This is a genomic window from Chryseobacterium shigense (genome assembly GCF_014207845.1).
GTDB classification, from domain to species: domain Bacteria; phylum Bacteroidota; class Bacteroidia; order Flavobacteriales; family Weeksellaceae; genus Chryseobacterium; species Chryseobacterium shigense_A.
The window spans coordinates 700860-718673 of record NZ_JACHLC010000001.1 but is presented as its reverse complement, the minus strand read 5'-3'; the positions used below and the strand labels follow the sequence as shown (position 1 = coordinate 718673).

Here is a 17814-nt window from a genome sequence, read left to right as displayed (position 1 = left end):
AGATTTACTCATCAATTATCTTTTATCATTCATCATTTATGAAGAAAAGACACGAACAAAAACTGATTATCCTGAGCATCGGACTGATGATAGCTTTCAGCATCCCTGTTTCACTGCTTTTCAACAGTGAGAAAGATGTTTTCGGCTACCCGATGATCCTGGTTTATATGTTCGCAGTCTGGATGATCTCCATCATTATTTCTTTTGTAATCGTAAAAAAGTATGATGAGTAGCCTGGCATTATTTGTTGTTGTTTTAATCTATCTCGCTCTTTTATTCTTAGTGGCCCATTTAGCAGAGAAGAAGAGAAGCAAGCGCTGGATCAACAATCCCTACATTTACGCATTATCTCTGGCAGTATACTGTACAGCCTGGACGTATTACGGAAGCATAGGCGTTGCAGCTACAAGCGGACTGAATTATCTGCCTATTTACATTGGCCCCATCATGATTATTCCGGCATGGATCTATATCAATACACGGATTGTAAGGATTTCAAGAATCAATAAGATCAGCAGTCTCGCAGACTTTATTTCCTTACGATACGGGAACAGCAGAAGCTTCAGTGCAATAATCACCATTGTATGCCTGCTGGCCATCGTTCCTTATATCGGACTTCAGATCAAGGCAATCTCCGAAACCTTCCATTTGGTCACAGAAACTTCAATGTCCAAGAATATACTGACGGACAATGCTACGTTTGTAGTCATTTTAATAGCCTTATTCTCTTCCTATTACGGAACAAGATATGTAGATGCCTCGGAAAAACGCCTGGGAATTATTTCCGCCATTGCCCTGGAAAGCTTTTTAAAGCTTTTCTTTATCATTATTTTAGGAATATTCGTCATCTATTTTGTATTTGACGGTTTTTCAGATATTTATGAAAAGGCAAGTAAATTTGAAGATTTTAAGCAGAAAAATACTTTCAACGGTATTGAGGATGCTATGAACTGGATGATTTTATGCATGATCTCCGCCACAGCAATCTGTATTCTTCCAAGGCAGTTTCACACAGCAATTATAGAAAACAGGCAGGAAAAACACATCAGAACTGCTATCTGGTTTTTTCCGCTCTACTTACTTATTTTTACCATATTCATTTTTCCTATTGCCTGGGGAGGAAGACTCATTTTTGATGGAGATAAGGTAAATCCGGAATTCTATTCTATTCTGATTCCGCAGCATTTTGACAATACTTTAATCACGGTTTTCGTATTTCTGGGTGGATTAAGTTCCTGCATTTCCATGATTATTATTTCCGCCATCACCTTATCCATAATGCTTTCCAATAACCTTATCATTCCTTACGGCTTATTGGGAAAATTCAAGTCTGATAATGAGGTACAGAACACCAGAAACATTACCAATATCAGGAAGTTCAGCATCTTTGCCCTGATCATCATGGCTTTTGTTTTCTATAAATATTTTATTCTGAAGACATCCCTGGATTCCGTTGGTCTTATCTCATTTGTTGTCATTGCACAACTGGCTCCTTCTTTTTTCGGGGCTATTTTCTGGCGAAGAGGAAGTTACAAAGGCGCTGTAGCAGGACTTCTTGTGGGACTAGCAATCTGTTACTTCGGCCTTATTATTCCACAGTATTATTTCTCATACAATCAGGAATTTAAAGGAGTTCTTCGTGAGATGTACGATGCTTTTGCATTTTTCAATATTCCTTTTTTAAGCAGGATTTCGCAGATATTCTTCTGGTCTATCTTAGTTAACACCGCAGTTTTTACCATTATTTCCGTGAGCGTTAAAGGAAACTATCGTGAAAGAAACTTTGCGGAATTATATGTAGACATTGACAAATACATACAAAATCATGAAAATGCATTCATCTGGCGTGGAACAGCTTATGTTTCAGATATTAAGAACATCCTGGAAAGATTCTTAGGCAAGAATAAAACGGAACAGGCTTTAAGAATTTTCAATTTAAAATATAACATCGATTCCAAAACCGAAACAGCAGATTCAAGGTTCATCAAATTCTCAGAAAACCTTCTGGCAGGAAGAATAGGAACTGCATCAGCTAAAATCCTCATCGAAGGAGTGACGAAAGAAGATAAAATATCTTTGAAAGAAGTTTTAAATATTTTAGAGGAATCCAAAGAAAATATCACCCTCAATAAAAAGCTGACAGAACAGTCTGAAGAATTACAGAAACTTTCCGATGATCTCAGAACAGCCAATGAAAACCTGATCGTTAAAGACCGCCAGAAAGATGATTTCCTGGATTCCGTTGCCCATGAACTGAGAACCCCGATCACCGCCATACGTTCGGCAGGAGAAATTTTAGCGGATGATGATGATATTCCTTCAGATATCAAACAGGAATTTTTAAACAATATCATTACGGAATCCGACAGGCTGAGCGAAATCATCAACGATATTCTTTACCTTGACAAACTGGAACACGGCGAAATTGTTTTACACATCAGAGAAAACAACATCCTTGAAACCTACAAAAAAGCTTTAAATCCGCTACTCCACCTGATACAGCAGAAAAACATCCATTTAAGTGAAGTTAACCTTCTGAATCAAACCACATTGCAATATGATGAAGCAAGAATGATACAGCTCTTCCACAATATCCTCGGAAATGCTTTAAAATTTACCGATGACCAGGGAACCATACAAATCAAGCTGTCTGAAAAACAAGAAAACCTGATCATCACGGTTTTTAATACGGGAAGACACATTCCTGAGGAAGACCTTGATATGATTTTTGATAAATTTTACCAGTCAAAAAACCAGAATATTCTGAAACCTACAGGAAGCGGACTCGGACTGGCTATTTCCAGGAAAATTGTACAGGCTCACAACGGAAGAATAAAAGCAGAAAACAGCGGCCTGGGCGTAACTTTCACAATAAGTATTCCTTATAACATTACAAAAGAGATAAGAAATGAAGTTGAACAAAACCAATAACCATCTATGAGAAAGATCATTATTGCCGATGACGAACACAAAATATTAATGTCGCTGGAATACAGCTTCAAAAAAAACGGTTATGACGTTTACATCGCAAGAGACGGAACGGAAGTCCTGGATTTCCTGAAAACCATGACTCCTGATGTAATCCTTCTGGATATCATGATGCCCAATCTGGACGGATACAGTACCCTGGAAGCCATCAAAAAAGAGGACAAACTGAAAGAGACAAAAGTCATTTTCCTGAGTGCCAAAAACAACCCAAGAGATATTGAAAAAGGTCTGGAAATGGGCGCTGATGCCTATGTAACAAAACCCTATTCCATTAAAAAACTGATACAGCAGATTGAGGAGATGTTTGGGTAGATGAGAGATTCAAGATTTCAGACATCAGATATCAGATAACAGACATCAGAAGTGTAGATATTGGACATTAGATATAAATATGCATCCGTCATTTCGGGTGAAGTGAAGCAATTTCTTAATAATCTTAATTCTTAAATGAATCGTAATGGTTAAAAATACTGAGCTATTAAGATTTTGTTAAGCTGTTAAGAAAATTAAGTTTAGCCTTACATTCAGAATCCTTCACCTGCACTAAAAAACATGAAACACAAAAATTGATATGAACACAGATATTCTTTTTAAACAAAGCATAGACGACAGAGAAAATTTCTGGAAAGAACAGGCCAAAGAAATTCAATGGTTTGAATTTCCACAGCAGATACTTTCTAAAGATAGAAATGATTATTCACAGTGGTATTCAGACGGACAGCTCAATATGTGCTACCTGTGCATTGACAAGCATATTGAAGACGGTTTCGGTGATCAAACCGCTATCATTTATGACTCTCCCGTTACCAGTCAGAAGAAAACCTACACGTTTAATCAGGCTAAAGAAGAAATCTCGAAATTTGCAGGAGGACTTTCTTCATTGGGCTTAAAAAAAGGTGATACTGCCATTATTTACATGCCAATGATTCCGCAAACCCTCTTTGCAATGCTGGCCTGCGCCAGAATCGGAGTGATCCACAATGTGGTTTTCGGAGGTTTTGCACCCCATGAACTCGTTGTAAGAATAGATGACTGTAAGCCAAAAGCCCTGATTACTGCTACAGCTGGTGTAGAAATAGCAAGAAGAATTCCTTATTTACCCCTTGTTGAAAAAGCCATTGAGCTGGCACAGGATAAAGTGGATCACATTATTGTTTACAACCGAAAACTGGTAGACAATCAGCATGAAATGTTTGAAGGACTTATTGATTATGAAGAATTAGTTCAAAAATCAGAACCTGTGGATTGCGTTTCGGTAGAATCTATTCATCCCCTGTATTTACTTTACACATCAGGAACAACGGGAAAACCAAAAGGAATCACCCGGGATACCGGAGGTTACGCAACAGCCCTTAAATTTTCCATGAAATGCATTTATGGTGTTGATCCTGGAGAAACTTACTGGGCTGCATCTGATTTCGGCTGGGCAGTAGGCCACAGTTTCAGTGTTTACGGGCCGCTTATCAACAGGAATACAACCATCATTTTTGAAGGAAAACCCATTATGACACCTGACGCCGGAACATTCTGGAGAATTATCTCTGAATATAAAGTTTCCGTAATGTTCACCGCTCCTACAGCCATCAGAGCCATCAAAAAAGAAGATCCAAACGGAGAGCTGGTTAAAAAATATGATCTGAGCCATTTCAAAAAGCAGTTTCTGGCCGGCGAAAGATGTGATGTAGCTACCTTAGACTGGTTTGCGGAACATATCGGAATTCCTGCTATCGACCATTGGTGGCAGACAGAATCCGGATGGCCTATGCTGGGATTAATGACTTTTGATAATAATTATCAAATTAAAAGAGCTTCCGCCGGAAAACCAATTCCGGGATATGATATTAAAATCTTTGATGAAAACGGATTTGAATTAGATCCACACCATGAAGGTTATCTGGTGATCAAGCTTCCGCTTCCTCCCGGAGCCCTTCTGGGAATCTGGAATGATCATGAGCGTTTCCAGAACAGCTATCTTTCACAGTATAATGGATATTATTTTTCAGGAGATGGGGCCATTCAGGATGAAGACGGTTACATTTTCATTACAGGAAGAGTTGATGATGTCATCAATGTTGCGGGACACAGGCTTTCCACCTCGGAAATGGAGGAAATTGTGTCTTCTCATCCGGATGTTGCGGAATGTGCTGTTGTAGGTATTGATGATGAACTTAAAGGACAGGTTCCTTTTGCCACAGTTGTATTAAAAAACGGTTCAGCAATCAGTGAAGATGACATTGAAAAAGACATCATCAGGATGGTCCGCGAAAAGATTGGCGCTGTAGCTTTTTTAAAAAACGTCATGGTTGTCAAACGATTACCTAAAACCCGTTCCGGAAAGATTTTAAGAAAACTGATCAGAACATTACTGGACGGAAAAGATTTCCAGGTTCCATCCACTATAGACGATGAAAAAATCATTGAAGAAATCCAGGAAAAAATCAGTAACTATAGGGCTTAAGCTATAAATTAAACATATATTTAATATTAATAAAATTCAAATTTCAAAAAACGAAGGGATATGAGAAATTACTTAATTGAAGATCTTCCACATTATTTTGAAGAGTATAAAAATTCTATTAAAAACCCAAAAAAATTCTGGGATAAGATAGCCGACCAAAACTTTGTGTGGTACCAAAGATGGAGCAAAGTGGTTAAGTATGATATGAATGAAGCCAAAATTGCATGGTTTAAAAATGCCAAATTAAATATCACCAAAAACTGTATCGACAGGCATCTTTCCGTAAGAGGTGAAAAAACCGCCATCATCTGGGAACCGAACGATCCAAAAGAAGAAGCACAGCATATTTCCTACAATGAATTGTACAGCCGCGTCAATAAAACAGCCAATGTTTTACGTGAAATGGGTATTGGAAAAGGTGACAGAGTCTGCATCTACCTCCCTATGATCCCTGAATTGGCAGTTACCATGCTGGCCTGTGCAAAATTGGGAGCTGTACATTCCGTAATATTTGCAGGGTTTTCAGCTTCTGCCGTTGCTTCAAGAGTTAACGACTGCAGTGCCAAAATGATCATTACCTCAGACGGAAGCTACAGGGGAAATAAAGTTCTGGACCTGAAAAGTATTGTAGACGAAGCCCTGGAAAAAACACCAAGTGTGGAATCTGTCCTTGTCGTAAAAAGGACACACAATGAGATCAAAATGAAAGAAGGCAGAGACCATTGGATGGCTGATCTGTATGAAAAAGCTTCCGCAGATTTCGTCACCGTGATTATGGATGCCGAAGACCCTCTTTTCATCCTGTACACTTCAGGTTCTACCGGAAAACCGAAAGGAATGCTCCATACCTGTGCCGGATACATGGTGTACACGGCTTATACCTTTAAAAATGTATTTAATTATAAAGAAAATGATATTTACTGGTGTACGGCTGATATCGGCTGGATCACGGGACACTCTTACATTTTATACGGGCCATTGCTTAACGGAGCCACAACCGTTATTTTTGAAGGTGTACCTACTTACCCTGAGCCGGACCGTTTCTGGGAAGTGATCGAAAAGCATAAAATTACCCAGTTCTACACGGCTCCTACTGCCATCCGCTCATTAGCCAAAGAAAGCACGGAATGGGTAGACAAACATGATTTGAGCACGCTGAAAGTAATAGGTTCTGTAGGTGAACCCATCAATGAAGAAGCATGGCACTGGTTCAATGATCATGTCGGAAAGAAAAAATGCCCGGTTGTTGATACCTGGTGGCAAACGGAAACCGGAGGAATCATGATCTCTCCTCTCCCTTTTGTTACCCCAACCAAACCGACATACGCTACCCTTCCGCTTCCGGGAATTCAGCCTGTGTTAATGGATGATAAACGGAATGAAATTACAGGAAACCAGGTAACCGGAAATCTTTGCATCCGGTTTCCGTGGCCGGGAATTGCAAGAACCATCTGGGGAGATCATCAGAGATATAAGGAAACGTATTTCAGCGCTTTTCCGGGAAAATACTTCACAGGTGACGGTGCATTGAGAGACGAAGTCGGATACTACAGAATTACAGGCCGTGTGGATGATGTAATTATTGTTTCCGGGCATAACCTGGGAACCGCCCCTATTGAAGACAGCATCAATGAGCATCCTGCCGTTGCAGAATCTGCCATCGTTGGCTATCCTCATGACATCAAAGGAAATGCTTTATACGGCTTTGTGATCTTAAAAGAAACAGGAGAAGGCCGCGACAAAGACAATCTTAAAAAGGAGATCAATCAGCTTATTTCAGACCAGATAGGGCCTATTGCCAAGCTGGATAAAATACAGTTTGTTTCCGGGCTTCCGAAAACACGTTCAGGGAAAATTATGCGTAGAATCCTGAGAAAAATTGCAGAAGGAGATTTCAGTAATTTCGGAGATATTTCTACATTGCTGAATCCTGAAATTGTAGAAGAAATCAAGAATGAAAGAATATAATTATATTTTATTCAATATATACTATAGAACGGGCTTTACAGCCCGTTTTTTATTTCCTGCAGATTTCACATATTATACCATGAATAAAATCAAACACCTGTTCAATAGATATTTTCAAACATTTTAACATTATATTATAGACAAATGATTAAAATGCAAAATTTATTAAATTTTCAATAACAATATTGAAAAATATTTATTACCTTTAAGTACAATTTTAAAACTATTGCTTATGTCAAATATATTAGCTGGATTATTTGCACATCACAGCGATTACAAAAAACTAGAAGCCGATCTGGAGAATTCAGGATTTGAAAATTCAGATTACATCGTATATCTTAATAACGGCTCTGACACCTCTCAATACCTCGCAAGTGTTGTGGTAAAAGATAATAACCAAACTGATGGCGTCCGGAATATTTTCAACCAAAATTCAGTACTGAAAACCTATTTATTGGAGAATATGGGTATTGGAGATGCAAATTATGATAATATCAAACGATTTATTGATGCCCGAAACAGAGCCGAAATTCATAACAGCCCCGATGTGAAAATAAAAGCATCAAGCAGTGGCATAGATTCAGAAGTGAAATTCTGACAAGAAACACAAAATCTAATAACCGGAATCCGCAGAACATTCTGCGGATTTTTATGTTTGAAAAGTTTAAAAAATTTCGTATTTTCGTTTAAATATAGGCATTAGCACAAATGAGTTACGATTTAGAACAGGAAAATAAAGAGATCCTTGCCCGGTATAAGGATCTGATTTCGAACACATACAGAACTCTGGACGAGGAAAATAACAAGCTCATCCGGAAGGCATTCGATATTGCATTGGATGCCCATAAAGATCAAAGAAGAAAATCCGGCGAACCATATATTTACCATCCCATTGCCGTTGCTAAAATTGTAGCAACAGAGATCGGCCTGGGAGCCACTTCCATTGCCTGTGCCCTGCTGCATGACGTGATAGAAGACTCAGATTACACCTATGAAGATCTCAAAAAGATTTTTGGAGAAAAAATAGCCAATATTGTAAACGGGCTCACAAAGATCTCCATCATGAATCATCAGAATATTTCCGTACAGTCTGAAAACTACAGGAAACTGTTACTGACATTATCTGAAGATTTCAGGGTTATTCTGATCAAAATTGCAGACCGTCTTCACAATATGAGGACCCTGGAAAGCATGGCTCCGGACAAGCAGAAAAAGATTGCTTCGGAAACCGTTTATATTTATGCTCCCATGGCCCACCGCCTTGGATTGTATAATATCAAATCGGAACTGGAAGATCTTTCATTAAAATACAATAATCCGGAAGTTTATACCGAGATCACGGAAAAACTTGAATCCGCCAAAGAAAACCGAGAAAGATATATTGAAGAGTTTAAAACCGAAGTTTCAGAAAGATTAAAAGACGAAGGTTTAAATTTCAACATCAAAGGCCGTGCAAAAGCAATTTCTTCCATCTACAGAAAGATGCTTAAACAGGGCGTTTCTTTCGAAGAAGTCTTTGACAATTATGCCATCAGGATCATTTATAAATCGGATGCTAAAAATGAAAAGTTTCTGGCCTGGAAAATCTATTCTATTGTAACAGATGTTTATCACAGTAACCCTTCAAGAATGAGGGACTGGATCACACAGCCGCGCTCAACAGGTTATGAAAGTCTTCATTTGACCGTTCTTGGACCGGACAGAAAGTGGATTGAAGTACAAATCCGTTCAGAAAGAATGAATGAAATTGCAGAAAAAGGAGTTGCTGCACACTATAAATACAAAGAAGGCTATAAACAAAGCTCCGATGACCGGAATTTTGAAAGGTGGGTTACCGAAATCCGCGATATTCTTGAACAGCAGCAGAATCTTTCTACATCCGAACTTTTAGATAATATTAAACTTAATTTATACTCTAAAGAAGTATTTGTATTTACTCCGAAAGGTGAAATCAAGATCCTGCCTACCAATGCTACCGCTTTGGATTTCGCTTTTTCCGTTCACTCTGATCTCGGAATGAAATGTCTCGGAGCAAAAATTAATGGAAAACTGGTCCCTATTTCTTATGTACTTCAGAATGGCGACCAGATCGATATTTTATCTTCACAGAATCAGAAGCCTAAATCTGACTGGCTGGAATTTGTAGTAACCTCCAAAGCCAAGTCCAAGATCAAAAGTTACCTGAATTCCCAGAAGAACCAGCTGGTAGAAGACGGAAAAGAAATTCTTCAAAGAAAGCTTCGTCATGCCAAGATCAATTTTAATGATGAAGAGGTTAATAAGCTGCAGAAATTTTTCAATCTTAAATCTTCCCAGGAATTATATCTTAAATTCCAGAGCAACGAACTGGATGTCAGCAGCCTGAGAAAATATATTGAAAGTAAAAACGTATTCAATAATTTACTTTCAAGATTCAGAAAATCCCCGTCGAAAAACGTCCAGTTTGAGGAACCGAAAGAGCAGAACCTTGATATGATTGTTTTCGGGAAAGATGAAGAAAAACTGAATTACACTTATGCAAAATGCTGTACGGTAATTCCCGGTGATAAAATTTTCGGGTTCATTACAATTTCAGATGGTATCAAAGTACACAGTGACAACTGCCCGAATGCCATTAACCTGAGAGCACAGTATGATTACCGTGTGATCCCTGCCAAATGGGTAAATGCGGAAAGCTTCAAAAACAGGGTTAAGATCGAAATTGAAGGTCTTGACAGAATGGGAATGATCAACGATATTACAACCGTGATCAGCGGAAGCATGGGAATGGATATGAAAAGTATGTCTATAGAATCCAACGACGGTATCTTTATGGGTAACATCAACCTTGAAGTTAAAAATAAAGGTCAGCTGGAAGAAACATTTAAAAAGCTTAAAGATATTGACGGAGTTTCAAGAGTGAGGCGACTGCAATCATAAACATGAATTTAACTCTATATTTTAAAAAATTTTTCAACAGCAACCAGGCCTCAGGAATTATACTTATTTTTTGTGTACTGGTTTCATTATTAATTGCTAATTCTTCTGCAGGTGAGCTTTTTCAGCACTTTTTAGACAAGGAAGTGGGAACTCGCCTTTTTCATCTCACCTACCCTGTCAGCATATGGATCAATGACGGTCTTATGGCTGTTTTCTTCCTGCTGGTTGGGCTTGAGATCAAAAGAGAAATGATAGAAGGTGAACTGTCTTCTTTCAAAAACGCTTCCCTTCCTATATTTGCGGCTGTAGGCGGAATGCTGGTTCCGGCTGTCATCTATACCATTTTCAATAGCGGCACGGAATACAGCAACGGCTGGGGAATTCCTATGGCTACGGATATTGCTTTTTCACTTGCCATCATTTCAATGCTTGGGAAAAGAATTCCGAATTCCATTAAAATATTCCTTGCAGCGCTGGCTATTGTAGATGATCTGGGAGCTATTCTGGTCATTGCTGTTTTTTATACCGAACAGATTCACTGGACCTATCTCCTGCTCTCATTTGGAACAGCGGCATTGCTTTTTCTTTTAAATTTTCTGAAAGTTACCCGTCTTATTTTTTATATTATTCCCGGATTATTTCTATGGTATTTTCTTCATCATTCCGGAATTCATGCAACAATAGCGGGGGTGTTGCTTGCCTTCTCCATTCCCACGAATGTGTCTGATACAGAAATCTCTCCTCTTGAAAAACTGGAGCATAAGCTTCATTTTCCGGTAAGCTTCCTGATCATGCCAATATTTGCCTTAACAAATACCAATATCGCTTTTACCAACGAAATGGCAGCCGGAGTGACAAGTACACTGGGTTTGGGAATTATCTGCGGGCTGATTCTGGGAAAACTGATCGGAATTAACCTGTTTTCTTTTATTGCTATTAAATTAAAAATCAGTACCCTTCCGTACAACAGCACATGGCTTCAAATGGCTGGTGTAGGATTGCTGGCGGGAATAGGTTTCACTATGTCTATTTTCATTGCCCTGCTATCATTTAAAGATGAAATTCCTATTCAGGATGAGGCTAAATTTGCCATTCTGATCGCTTCTTTCCTAGCCGCTTTTTTAGGATTTATAATATTAAGTGTGAGTTCCAAAAAAGATATAAATGAGGTGGAAAACTAATTATTTTCTCTCATCAAGCCTTCTTTTATGCTCGTCATCACTTTCCAGGTTCGGTTCTGTGACTGATGCATGATAATGAACCGCTTCTTTTTGAATTTCATCAGAAAGCAATTTTTCAATTCTCAGTTTTCTGAGTGCCATATTCAGCTCGTTGCCAAACAACAGAAGGTATACATTAACATTCACCCAAACCATAAGTAAGATCATACTTCCGATGGACCCGTAAAGAACGTTATATCTTGCAATATCTTTTACATAAAATGCAAAGAGGAATGTAGTGATAACAAATAAAACCGTTGTTAAAATGGCTCCTGGAACCGCCTGTCTGAATCTGGCAATCTTCACCGTTCCCAGCCAGTAGAAAAGGGTCAGAAGAATGAAATAAAACAGCGGAAAAGATACAAACCCGATGATCTTGGAAAGGTTATTCACCAGCCACGAAATATCATAAGCCGGCGTAAAAAGCTTCATTACAACTTCCACATAATATACCCCGAAAAGCGCAAGAAAGACAATCGTGATAAAGCCTATTGTTATAAAAAAAGAGAGTATAAATTCTTTTACATCAGTAAGTTTTTCATCCGAATTTTCATTGAATCCATTGATAAGCGAAAAGGTTCCGTTGGTGGCAAAAACCAATGCCAGAACGATCGTCAGATTACTTATTCCTTTCATATTCGGGATGATATTGGTTTCAATATATCCTCTTACATCGCCTTCCATATTAGAAGGGAAAACGTTATGCATCAGCACTTCAAAAATATAAAACTGTAGCTTATCATAATGCGGCATATAAGGCAAAACGGAAAGCAGAAAAAGCAGAAAAGGAAACAGACTGATGGTAAAGCTCCAGGAAATAGCAGCAGCCTTCCGCCCTATCTTACCTTTGAAAATCCCGGAAATATAGATCTGGAACATCTGCCAGAGCGATATTCCCAAAACAGGAATATGTATATCGTCAAAAAATTCTTGAATCTTCAGGATAAATCTGGGAACTTTTATATTCATCTATTTAGTGCATTTTACTTAATAAAAAACAATCCGGTTTATCTCTTTAAACGAAGATATCTGATCTTTTGTCATAAGTCTTTATACAAATATAAACATTTTCCTTTTCCTTATTTCAATAGTAAGGGATTCAATAAGCAGTAATGATCTAATAATTCAGCAGTTCTGCTATTATGGATCAAAAGAAAGGGTCTAAAATAAAAAGATTTGAAAACTAAATGATCCAGACATTACTAATGTCTGAAATCAATATTTTCTTTTATGCTAACATCCTGATCAACTTTCCCCGACCTTTATTTTCCAGCATAAAAATGGTATCTTTGCCCTTTGAAATCCTCTATACATGAGAATCAGCTTACTTTGTATCGGTAAAACGGATGATAAGGAAATCACTTCTCTGATCAACTATTACCTTACCCGCCTTCCCAAACACTGGAATTTTGAAATCACGGAAATTCCTGATGTAAAAAATGCCAAAAACCTTTCTCCTGAGCTTTTGAAAAAGGAAGAGGCCAAGCTGTTCTTCAATCAGATTGATAAAAATGACCTGGTTGTGATTTTGGACGAAAAAGGAAAACAGTTTACCAGCCGTGAATTTTCCCAAAAAATTGATACATGGATGAATTCTTCGGTAAAAAAGGTTCATATTCTTATCGGGGGAGCTTATGGTTTTTCTGAAGAGGTTTACAACCGGGCCAATGAAAAGATGTCTCTTTCAAAAATGACGTTTACCCATCAGATGATCCGCCTTTTTATCGTGGAGCAGCTTTACCGTGCCGACCAGATATTGCAGGGTAAACCTTATCATAATGACTAAAATATTTGTATTTAAAAAAATTCTTGTTTCAGGATCTAAGTTAATAGGATCTTGCCCTATTCAGAGTGTAAACTGATCTGCCTCTTTGCTTCACCAACTACGAAAGCAACGGAATTGGCAATATTGAAACTCCGTATTAATTTTGACATAGGAATAGTCAGATGATTTTCAAAAAGCCCAAGAACCTCTTTACTCAGACCAACGCTTTCCTTACCGAAAACCAACCAGTCACCATCCCTGAAATCATTTTCCAGATATGATTTTTCAGCATGTGAACTCATTAGGAATACCCGCGATGTATCCGGAATATTTTTCATCCATTCTTCCACATTGGCATATTCAGTCACATCAAGATGTACCCAGTAATCCAGACCGGACCTTTTCAGGTTTTTATCATTAATTACAAATCCGAACGGATGAACCAGATGCAGTTTACTTTCCGTACCTACGCATAACCGTCCTATATTTCCGGTATTATTGGGGATTTCGGGTTCTATAAGAACAATATTTAACATTTAGATTTAAAATTTTAAAATTGATAAAAATAGTTTCGGGCCCGGCATTTCATGCCGGGCCCGAAACTCATATCATAAAAAGTTATTTTTTTACACACTTGGCATAATAATCTGCCAAAATAGCTTTTTCATACCCTAAACTTACTGCTTTATCCAGATTTTCACATGCTTCTTTAGGTTTTGCGGTATCAAATAATACCAATGCTTTAGTTACATAGGAATTAGAAAATTTAGGATCTATGGAAATAGCTTTATTAACGTCTGTAAGAGCTTCTTTAGGCTTTTTCATTTTCAAATACACATCTGCCCTTCCGTTATACAGAAGTGATTCCGGCTTTTCAGAGATAAGCTGGTTATAATCTTTTAAAGCGCCATCCAGATCCCCGTTATTTTTTTTAAGATTAGCCAAACCGGTTTTCGCATAAATATTATCCGGTGCAAAGGTCAGGATCTGTTTGAGATCACTCAAAGCGAGATCTTTTTTTCCCTGGCTGTCATAAATTTTGGAACGGGTAAGATAAAATTCAGGATTTTCAGCATCGATCGTAAGACCTGTGGCAATATATTCTAACGCTTTAGTTTTATTTCCCTTTTGACTGTTCAAAGAAGCAAGATTCGCATATACAGGAGCCGATAAAGGATTAGCTTTCATAGCAGACTCATATGATTTCAAAGCTAATGCAGTTTTTCCAAGCCTTCTTTGGGCTGTACCTAGGTTGTTATAATATTCGGACTGGAATTTCTGTATCTGCTCTTTTTCCGCAAGTTTACTGTACTGTTCTTCAGCGCATTTATAATCGGCTTTTTTAAAGCACTCTTCGGCTTTAATTTTATCCTGTGCGTAAAGACTGAATGAGAAGCATATGAATGCTGTCAGTAATAAAGATTTTTTCATGAAGCTATATTTTGTTTGTTGATGACTTTTTTGGCGAGCACTCCAAATATCACTCCCAATAAAGATCCAACAAACGCCCCCACCAAAATATCTATCGGGAAATGCACTCCTAAATATATCCGGCTGTAAGAAACTACCACAGCCCATACAAATATAGCATATGGAAACCAATTAAGTTTCTTTTTCAATAAAATACTTAAATAGGCTGCCAGGAAAAAGGTATTAGAGGCATGGGCAGAATAGAAGCCATACTGACCGCCACATTTCACGATTCTCATATAATGCTCTATGCTGGGATCATGACAGGGCCTTAACCTTGCTACTCCATATTTAAAAATACTGGCCAGCTGGTCGGATACCGTAGCTCCAAGCGCAATGAATATAAGAATGAAAACTAAAGATTTTAGTTTATGATTTTTGTATAAAAAGTAAAGGAATATAATATAAAGCGGAATCCAGATCCATGTACTGGAAATCAGCATCCAAAACTGGTCGAAGGAAGTATCGCCCAGATTATTAAGGTATAGAAAAACCTTTTTATCTTCCTGAATAATCTCCTCCATGAATTATCTGCTTACAGGCCCTTCGTAGGTTTCATCATCGGCAGGCTTGATTTTGGGAGGTTCATTGGCAGAGGAAGGCTCAGTAAGAATATCTTTTTGAATATCCTTCACGGGATTGAAGTCTTTTGCTGCATCCTTTACCTTCTCAATCTCGCGTTTGATCTCAGATACAGGATTATCCGTCTCTTTCATGATCTCAGTTTTAATATCTTCCACTGCGCCACGCATTTTTCTAACACCTGCGCCTAAGTCACGTGCTATCTGAGGAAGTTTATCCGGGCCGAATAATACAACAATCGCCACGGCGATCAATGCCATTTCTCCAATGCTTAATTCCATACAGCAAAATTACAAAAGATTAATGAATCTGTATCTTTAAACTTGATATTTAATAAAATATTAAGTTTTTACAATTATTTTTCTTTTTTCAAAATTTCAATGTCTTTTACAAGCTGCTGCACATCTGTTTGAAGAGTTCCGTTATATATTCCCCTTATTTTTTTGTCACGATCCGCCAAAATTACATGTTCTGTATGGAGAAATTCCGTACTGTCTTTTGTAAATCCCAAATCTTCTTCGGCAAAATAAGACTGACGGGCAAGCTTGTAAATCTCTCCTTTTCCTCCTGTCAAAAAATGCCAGTTCGGATTATTGATTTTATTGAATTTTTTAAATTCTGCCAATTTTTGTGGTGTATCGATCCAAGGTGTTACCGAAAAAGAAAGCAGAACTACATCCGGATCTTTCTCGTACTTTTTATTGACCACATCGAGATTCTTAATCATGATCGGGCATATACTTCCGCATGACGTAAAAATAAAACTTGCGACGTGTATTTTATGATTTATCGTCTTATCAGTAATCATCTCATTATTCTGATCAATAAAAGAAAAAGGAGCAATAGTATGAGGAATCTGCTTTACAGCTTCTTCTCCTGTTATGAAATGAGGATCAAAATCGGGAGTATTATAATAAGGTAAAGATTCTTCTTCATGTTTTTTGCATGAAAATAATGTCAATACCAAAAATACCGCAAAATTATTTCCTGAAAATACTGTCTTTAACATTAACGCAGTTTTTTGTGCCCAACAAACCAAATCTTTTCCCGTTTTTCATTACATAATTGGATCTTATTTTTCCGTTGTCATAAAATTGTTTCTGACTTCCTTCTTCATATCCCAATTTATAATGCATTTCTTTTATCAATCGTCCTTCTCTGTTCCATTCTTTAAACTCTCCGTTATTTTCTCCTTTAAGAAACGAACCCGATATTTTTGGTTTTCCGTTATCCCACCATTCTTTCATGGTTTTAACTTTTGTGCCGTTATCGTAATATCTTTGTTGTCTTAATTTGCCTCCCGGAAAAAACTGCCTCCATTCACCATGTTCTTTCCCTTTGTTGAAGCCCATTACTTCTGCCGTATCTTTCGTATTCGGGAAAAAGGAATAAATAATTCCCGTAAAAGGTAAGCCGTGATTCATCAGCAATCCGTTATTGTTTTCCGGGCTGATATTTTCGATATTATAATATTTCGGTTTTTCGGTTTCTTTATCTGAAGGTTCACAGGATATCAGAAGAAATAAAAAACTAATTGCTGACAGTACCCGGAGTTCCATAGAAACCATTTCCGTTGATATAAGGATCTGTATCGGTAATATGATAATGATAAATTCCGTTCGGATAATCTGCCGTTACAGTTGTATGTCCGTGATAAGCATCTAATGAAGCCGTTGCAACAGTTGTTCCGTTTTCTTCGGGTCCGTAAACAGGGAATCCGTCCAATAAAAATCCTAATAATGCAGATTTTGAAGCTTTTACCGTAGTAAGGTATTTAGGTTCAACATGATAGTGATAATCTCCTCCCGGAGCTGGATGCCCCCACCATTGATCAAAAGAAACGATTTCTCCTGATAAAGGCTGGTTAGGTCCCGCATATTGGTTAAAGAAAGGAACTCCATTAAGAGAAACTCCAATAGGACCAAGAGGTGTTGCAGAATGTGCCGAATTAACTGCAGGATTTATAGGAATTTTAAAGGTATAGCTTTTTGTGGCGATAGAATTCGGGTTTTTGGAAAATGCATATCCTCCAAATGTTGTTCCCGAAAAATTTTCGTAAAGACTGTTGCCCGTAGAATAATATACACTTTTATGATCAGGCGTACCGTTTGTTTTGATATAAACATAAGTACCATCAGATGTTAGGCTTGAGGCACCATAAATTTTGCTGTAAATAGCAGGAACCGTTGAAGAGCCAGTATTGTTGCCAGTTGTTTCTGCCGTATCTTCATTATTACTACAGCTCAAAATAGTTGATAAAGCAAAAAGGCTTACAATAAATTTATTCATTTTCATAAATTCGTGTTAATTTTTGGCAAATATATAAAAATATCACACCAAAAAACACAAATTAGAAAATAATCAACAATAAAATAACGAAAAAGATAGAGCATTCACCATTTAAAGAATTAAAAATTATAAATAATCTCAGAAAAATAAAGAAG

The 17814-nt window shown here is 37.6% G+C and carries 16 protein-coding genes and 1 pseudogene; 9 read left to right on the top strand and 8 right to left on the bottom strand.

What is annotated here, in order from left to right; translation table 11 throughout:
• The first annotated feature begins 38 nt into the window (after positions 1-38).
• The 8 genes and pseudogenes from HNP36_RS03190 to nhaA all read left to right on the top strand — a co-directional run bounded on the left by HNP36_RS03190 (position 39) and on the right by nhaA (position 11514).
• The gene (locus HNP36_RS03190; protein WP_184160487.1) at positions 39-233 is read left to right on the top strand and encodes a hypothetical protein; all 195 of its coding nucleotides are present in this window, start codon (positions 39-41) and stop codon (positions 231-233) included.
• Positions 226-2931 carry an ATP-binding protein gene (locus HNP36_RS03185; RefSeq protein WP_184162286.1) on the top strand — a complete coding sequence of 902 codons (2706 nt, stop codon included), beginning with the start codon at positions 226-228 and terminating at the stop codon, positions 2929-2931. The genes HNP36_RS03190 and HNP36_RS03185 overlap by 8 nt, the downstream gene beginning before the upstream one ends.
• 6 nt (positions 2932-2937) lie before the next feature.
• Positions 2938-3300 (top strand): response regulator transcription factor, encoded by a 363-nt coding sequence (locus HNP36_RS03180; protein WP_184160489.1) that lies wholly within the window; start codon positions 2938-2940, stop codon positions 3298-3300.
• Positions 3301-3559: 259 nt separating this feature from the next.
• Positions 3560-5446, top strand: a complete 1887-nt coding sequence (locus HNP36_RS03175; RefSeq protein ID WP_184160491.1) for an AMP-binding protein — start codon at positions 3560-3562, stop codon at positions 5444-5446.
• A gap of 57 nt (positions 5447-5503) precedes the next feature.
• Positions 5504-7414: pseudogene (gene acs / locus HNP36_RS03170) on the top strand (acetate--CoA ligase); the annotation flags it as partial.
• Positions 7415-7646: 232 nt separating this feature from the next.
• The gene (locus HNP36_RS03165) at positions 7647-8012 is read left to right on the top strand and encodes a hypothetical protein (protein ID WP_184160495.1); all 366 of its coding nucleotides are present in this window, start codon (positions 7647-7649) and stop codon (positions 8010-8012) included.
• A 110-nt stretch (positions 8013-8122) separates the two neighbouring features.
• Positions 8123-10333, top strand: coding sequence for a RelA/SpoT family protein (locus HNP36_RS03160; protein ID WP_184160497.1), 2211 nt, complete (start codon positions 8123-8125; stop codon positions 10331-10333).
• A gap of 2 nt (positions 10334-10335) precedes the next feature.
• Positions 10336-11514: a Na+/H+ antiporter NhaA gene (gene nhaA, locus HNP36_RS03155; protein WP_184160499.1), complete on the top strand. Its 1179-nt coding sequence runs from the start codon at positions 10336-10338 to the stop codon at positions 11512-11514.
• Here the strand turns inward: nhaA and HNP36_RS03150 are convergent, their stop codons facing one another.
• Positions 11515-12522 carry a YihY/virulence factor BrkB family protein gene (locus tag HNP36_RS03150; RefSeq protein WP_184160501.1) on the bottom strand — a complete coding sequence of 336 codons (1008 nt, stop codon included), beginning with the start codon at positions 12520-12522 and terminating at the stop codon, positions 11515-11517.
• A 343-nt stretch (positions 12523-12865) separates the two neighbouring features.
• On the opposite strand from HNP36_RS03150, the gene rlmH reads away from it, so the two are divergent.
• Positions 12866-13339 carry a 23S rRNA (pseudouridine(1915)-N(3))-methyltransferase RlmH gene (rlmH, locus tag HNP36_RS03145; protein ID WP_184160503.1) on the top strand — a complete coding sequence of 158 codons (474 nt, stop codon included), beginning with the start codon at positions 12866-12868 and terminating at the stop codon, positions 13337-13339.
• 56 nt (positions 13340-13395) lie between these two features.
• Here rlmH and HNP36_RS03140 read toward each other — a convergent pair whose 3' ends face one another.
• From HNP36_RS03140 to HNP36_RS03110, 7 genes are all read right to left on the bottom strand, one after another.
• Positions 13396-13854: a tRNA (cytidine(34)-2'-O)-methyltransferase gene (locus tag HNP36_RS03140; RefSeq protein ID WP_184160505.1), complete on the bottom strand. Its 459-nt coding sequence runs from the start codon at positions 13852-13854 to the stop codon at positions 13396-13398.
• An 82-nt stretch (positions 13855-13936) separates the two neighbouring features.
• Positions 13937-14749, bottom strand: a complete 813-nt coding sequence (locus HNP36_RS03135) for a tetratricopeptide repeat protein (protein ID WP_184160507.1) — start codon at positions 14747-14749, stop codon at positions 13937-13939.
• Positions 14746-15312 (bottom strand): phosphatase PAP2 family protein, encoded by a 567-nt coding sequence (locus HNP36_RS03130; protein WP_184160509.1) that lies wholly within the window; start codon positions 15310-15312, stop codon positions 14746-14748. Before HNP36_RS03130 ends, HNP36_RS03135 begins: the two co-directional genes overlap by 4 nt.
• A gap of 3 nt (positions 15313-15315) precedes the next feature.
• Positions 15316-15651: a twin-arginine translocase TatA/TatE family subunit gene (locus HNP36_RS03125; protein WP_184160511.1), complete on the bottom strand. Its 336-nt coding sequence runs from the start codon at positions 15649-15651 to the stop codon at positions 15316-15318.
• Positions 15652-15725: 74 nt separating this feature from the next.
• Complete coding sequence (locus tag HNP36_RS03120) at positions 15726-16379, bottom strand: SCO family protein (RefSeq protein ID WP_184160513.1); 654 nt, start codon at positions 16377-16379, stop codon at positions 15726-15728.
• Positions 16351-16929, bottom strand: coding sequence for a toxin-antitoxin system YwqK family antitoxin (locus HNP36_RS03115; RefSeq protein WP_184160515.1), 579 nt, complete (start codon positions 16927-16929; stop codon positions 16351-16353). Before HNP36_RS03115 ends, HNP36_RS03120 begins: the two co-directional genes overlap by 29 nt.
• Positions 16901-17659 (bottom strand): YHYH protein, encoded by a 759-nt coding sequence (locus HNP36_RS03110; protein ID WP_228456230.1) that lies wholly within the window; start codon positions 17657-17659, stop codon positions 16901-16903. Before HNP36_RS03110 ends, HNP36_RS03115 begins: the two co-directional genes overlap by 29 nt.
• Positions 17660-17814: the final 155 nt, after the last annotated feature.

Coding starts and splice junctions, on each gene's coding strand:
- HNP36_RS03190 (WP_184160487.1), top strand. CDS start 39: ATGAAGAAAAGACACGAACAAAAACTGATTATCCTGAGCATCGGACTG.
- HNP36_RS03185 (WP_184162286.1), top strand. CDS start 226: ATGAGTAGCCTGGCATTATTTGTTGTTGTTTTAATCTATCTCGCTCTT.
- HNP36_RS03180 (WP_184160489.1), top strand. CDS start 2,938: ATGAGAAAGATCATTATTGCCGATGACGAACACAAAATATTAATGTCG.
- HNP36_RS03175 (WP_184160491.1), top strand. CDS start 3,560: ATGAACACAGATATTCTTTTTAAACAAAGCATAGACGACAGAGAAAAT.
- HNP36_RS03165 (WP_184160495.1), top strand. CDS start 7,647: ATGTCAAATATATTAGCTGGATTATTTGCACATCACAGCGATTACAAA.
- HNP36_RS03160 (WP_184160497.1), top strand. CDS start 8,123: ATGAGTTACGATTTAGAACAGGAAAATAAAGAGATCCTTGCCCGGTAT.
- nhaA (WP_184160499.1), top strand. CDS start 10,336: ATGAATTTAACTCTATATTTTAAAAAATTTTTCAACAGCAACCAGGCC.
- HNP36_RS03150 (WP_184160501.1), bottom strand. CDS start 12,522: ATGAATATAAAAGTTCCCAGATTTATCCTGAAGATTCAAGAATTTTTT.
- rlmH (WP_184160503.1), top strand. CDS start 12,866: ATGAGAATCAGCTTACTTTGTATCGGTAAAACGGATGATAAGGAAATC.
- HNP36_RS03140 (WP_184160505.1), bottom strand. CDS start 13,854: ATGTTAAATATTGTTCTTATAGAACCCGAAATCCCCAATAATACCGGA.
- HNP36_RS03135 (WP_184160507.1), bottom strand. CDS start 14,749: ATGAAAAAATCTTTATTACTGACAGCATTCATATGCTTCTCATTCAGT.
- HNP36_RS03130 (WP_184160509.1), bottom strand. CDS start 15,312: ATGGAGGAGATTATTCAGGAAGATAAAAAGGTTTTTCTATACCTTAAT.
- HNP36_RS03125 (WP_184160511.1), bottom strand. CDS start 15,651: ATGGAATTAAGCATTGGAGAAATGGCATTGATCGCCGTGGCGATTGTT.
- HNP36_RS03120 (WP_184160513.1), bottom strand. CDS start 16,379: ATGTTAAAGACAGTATTTTCAGGAAATAATTTTGCGGTATTTTTGGTA.
- HNP36_RS03115 (WP_184160515.1), bottom strand. CDS start 16,929: ATGGAACTCCGGGTACTGTCAGCAATTAGTTTTTTATTTCTTCTGATA.
- HNP36_RS03110 (WP_228456230.1), bottom strand. CDS start 17,659: ATGAATAAATTTATTGTAAGCCTTTTTGCTTTATCAACTATTTTGAGC.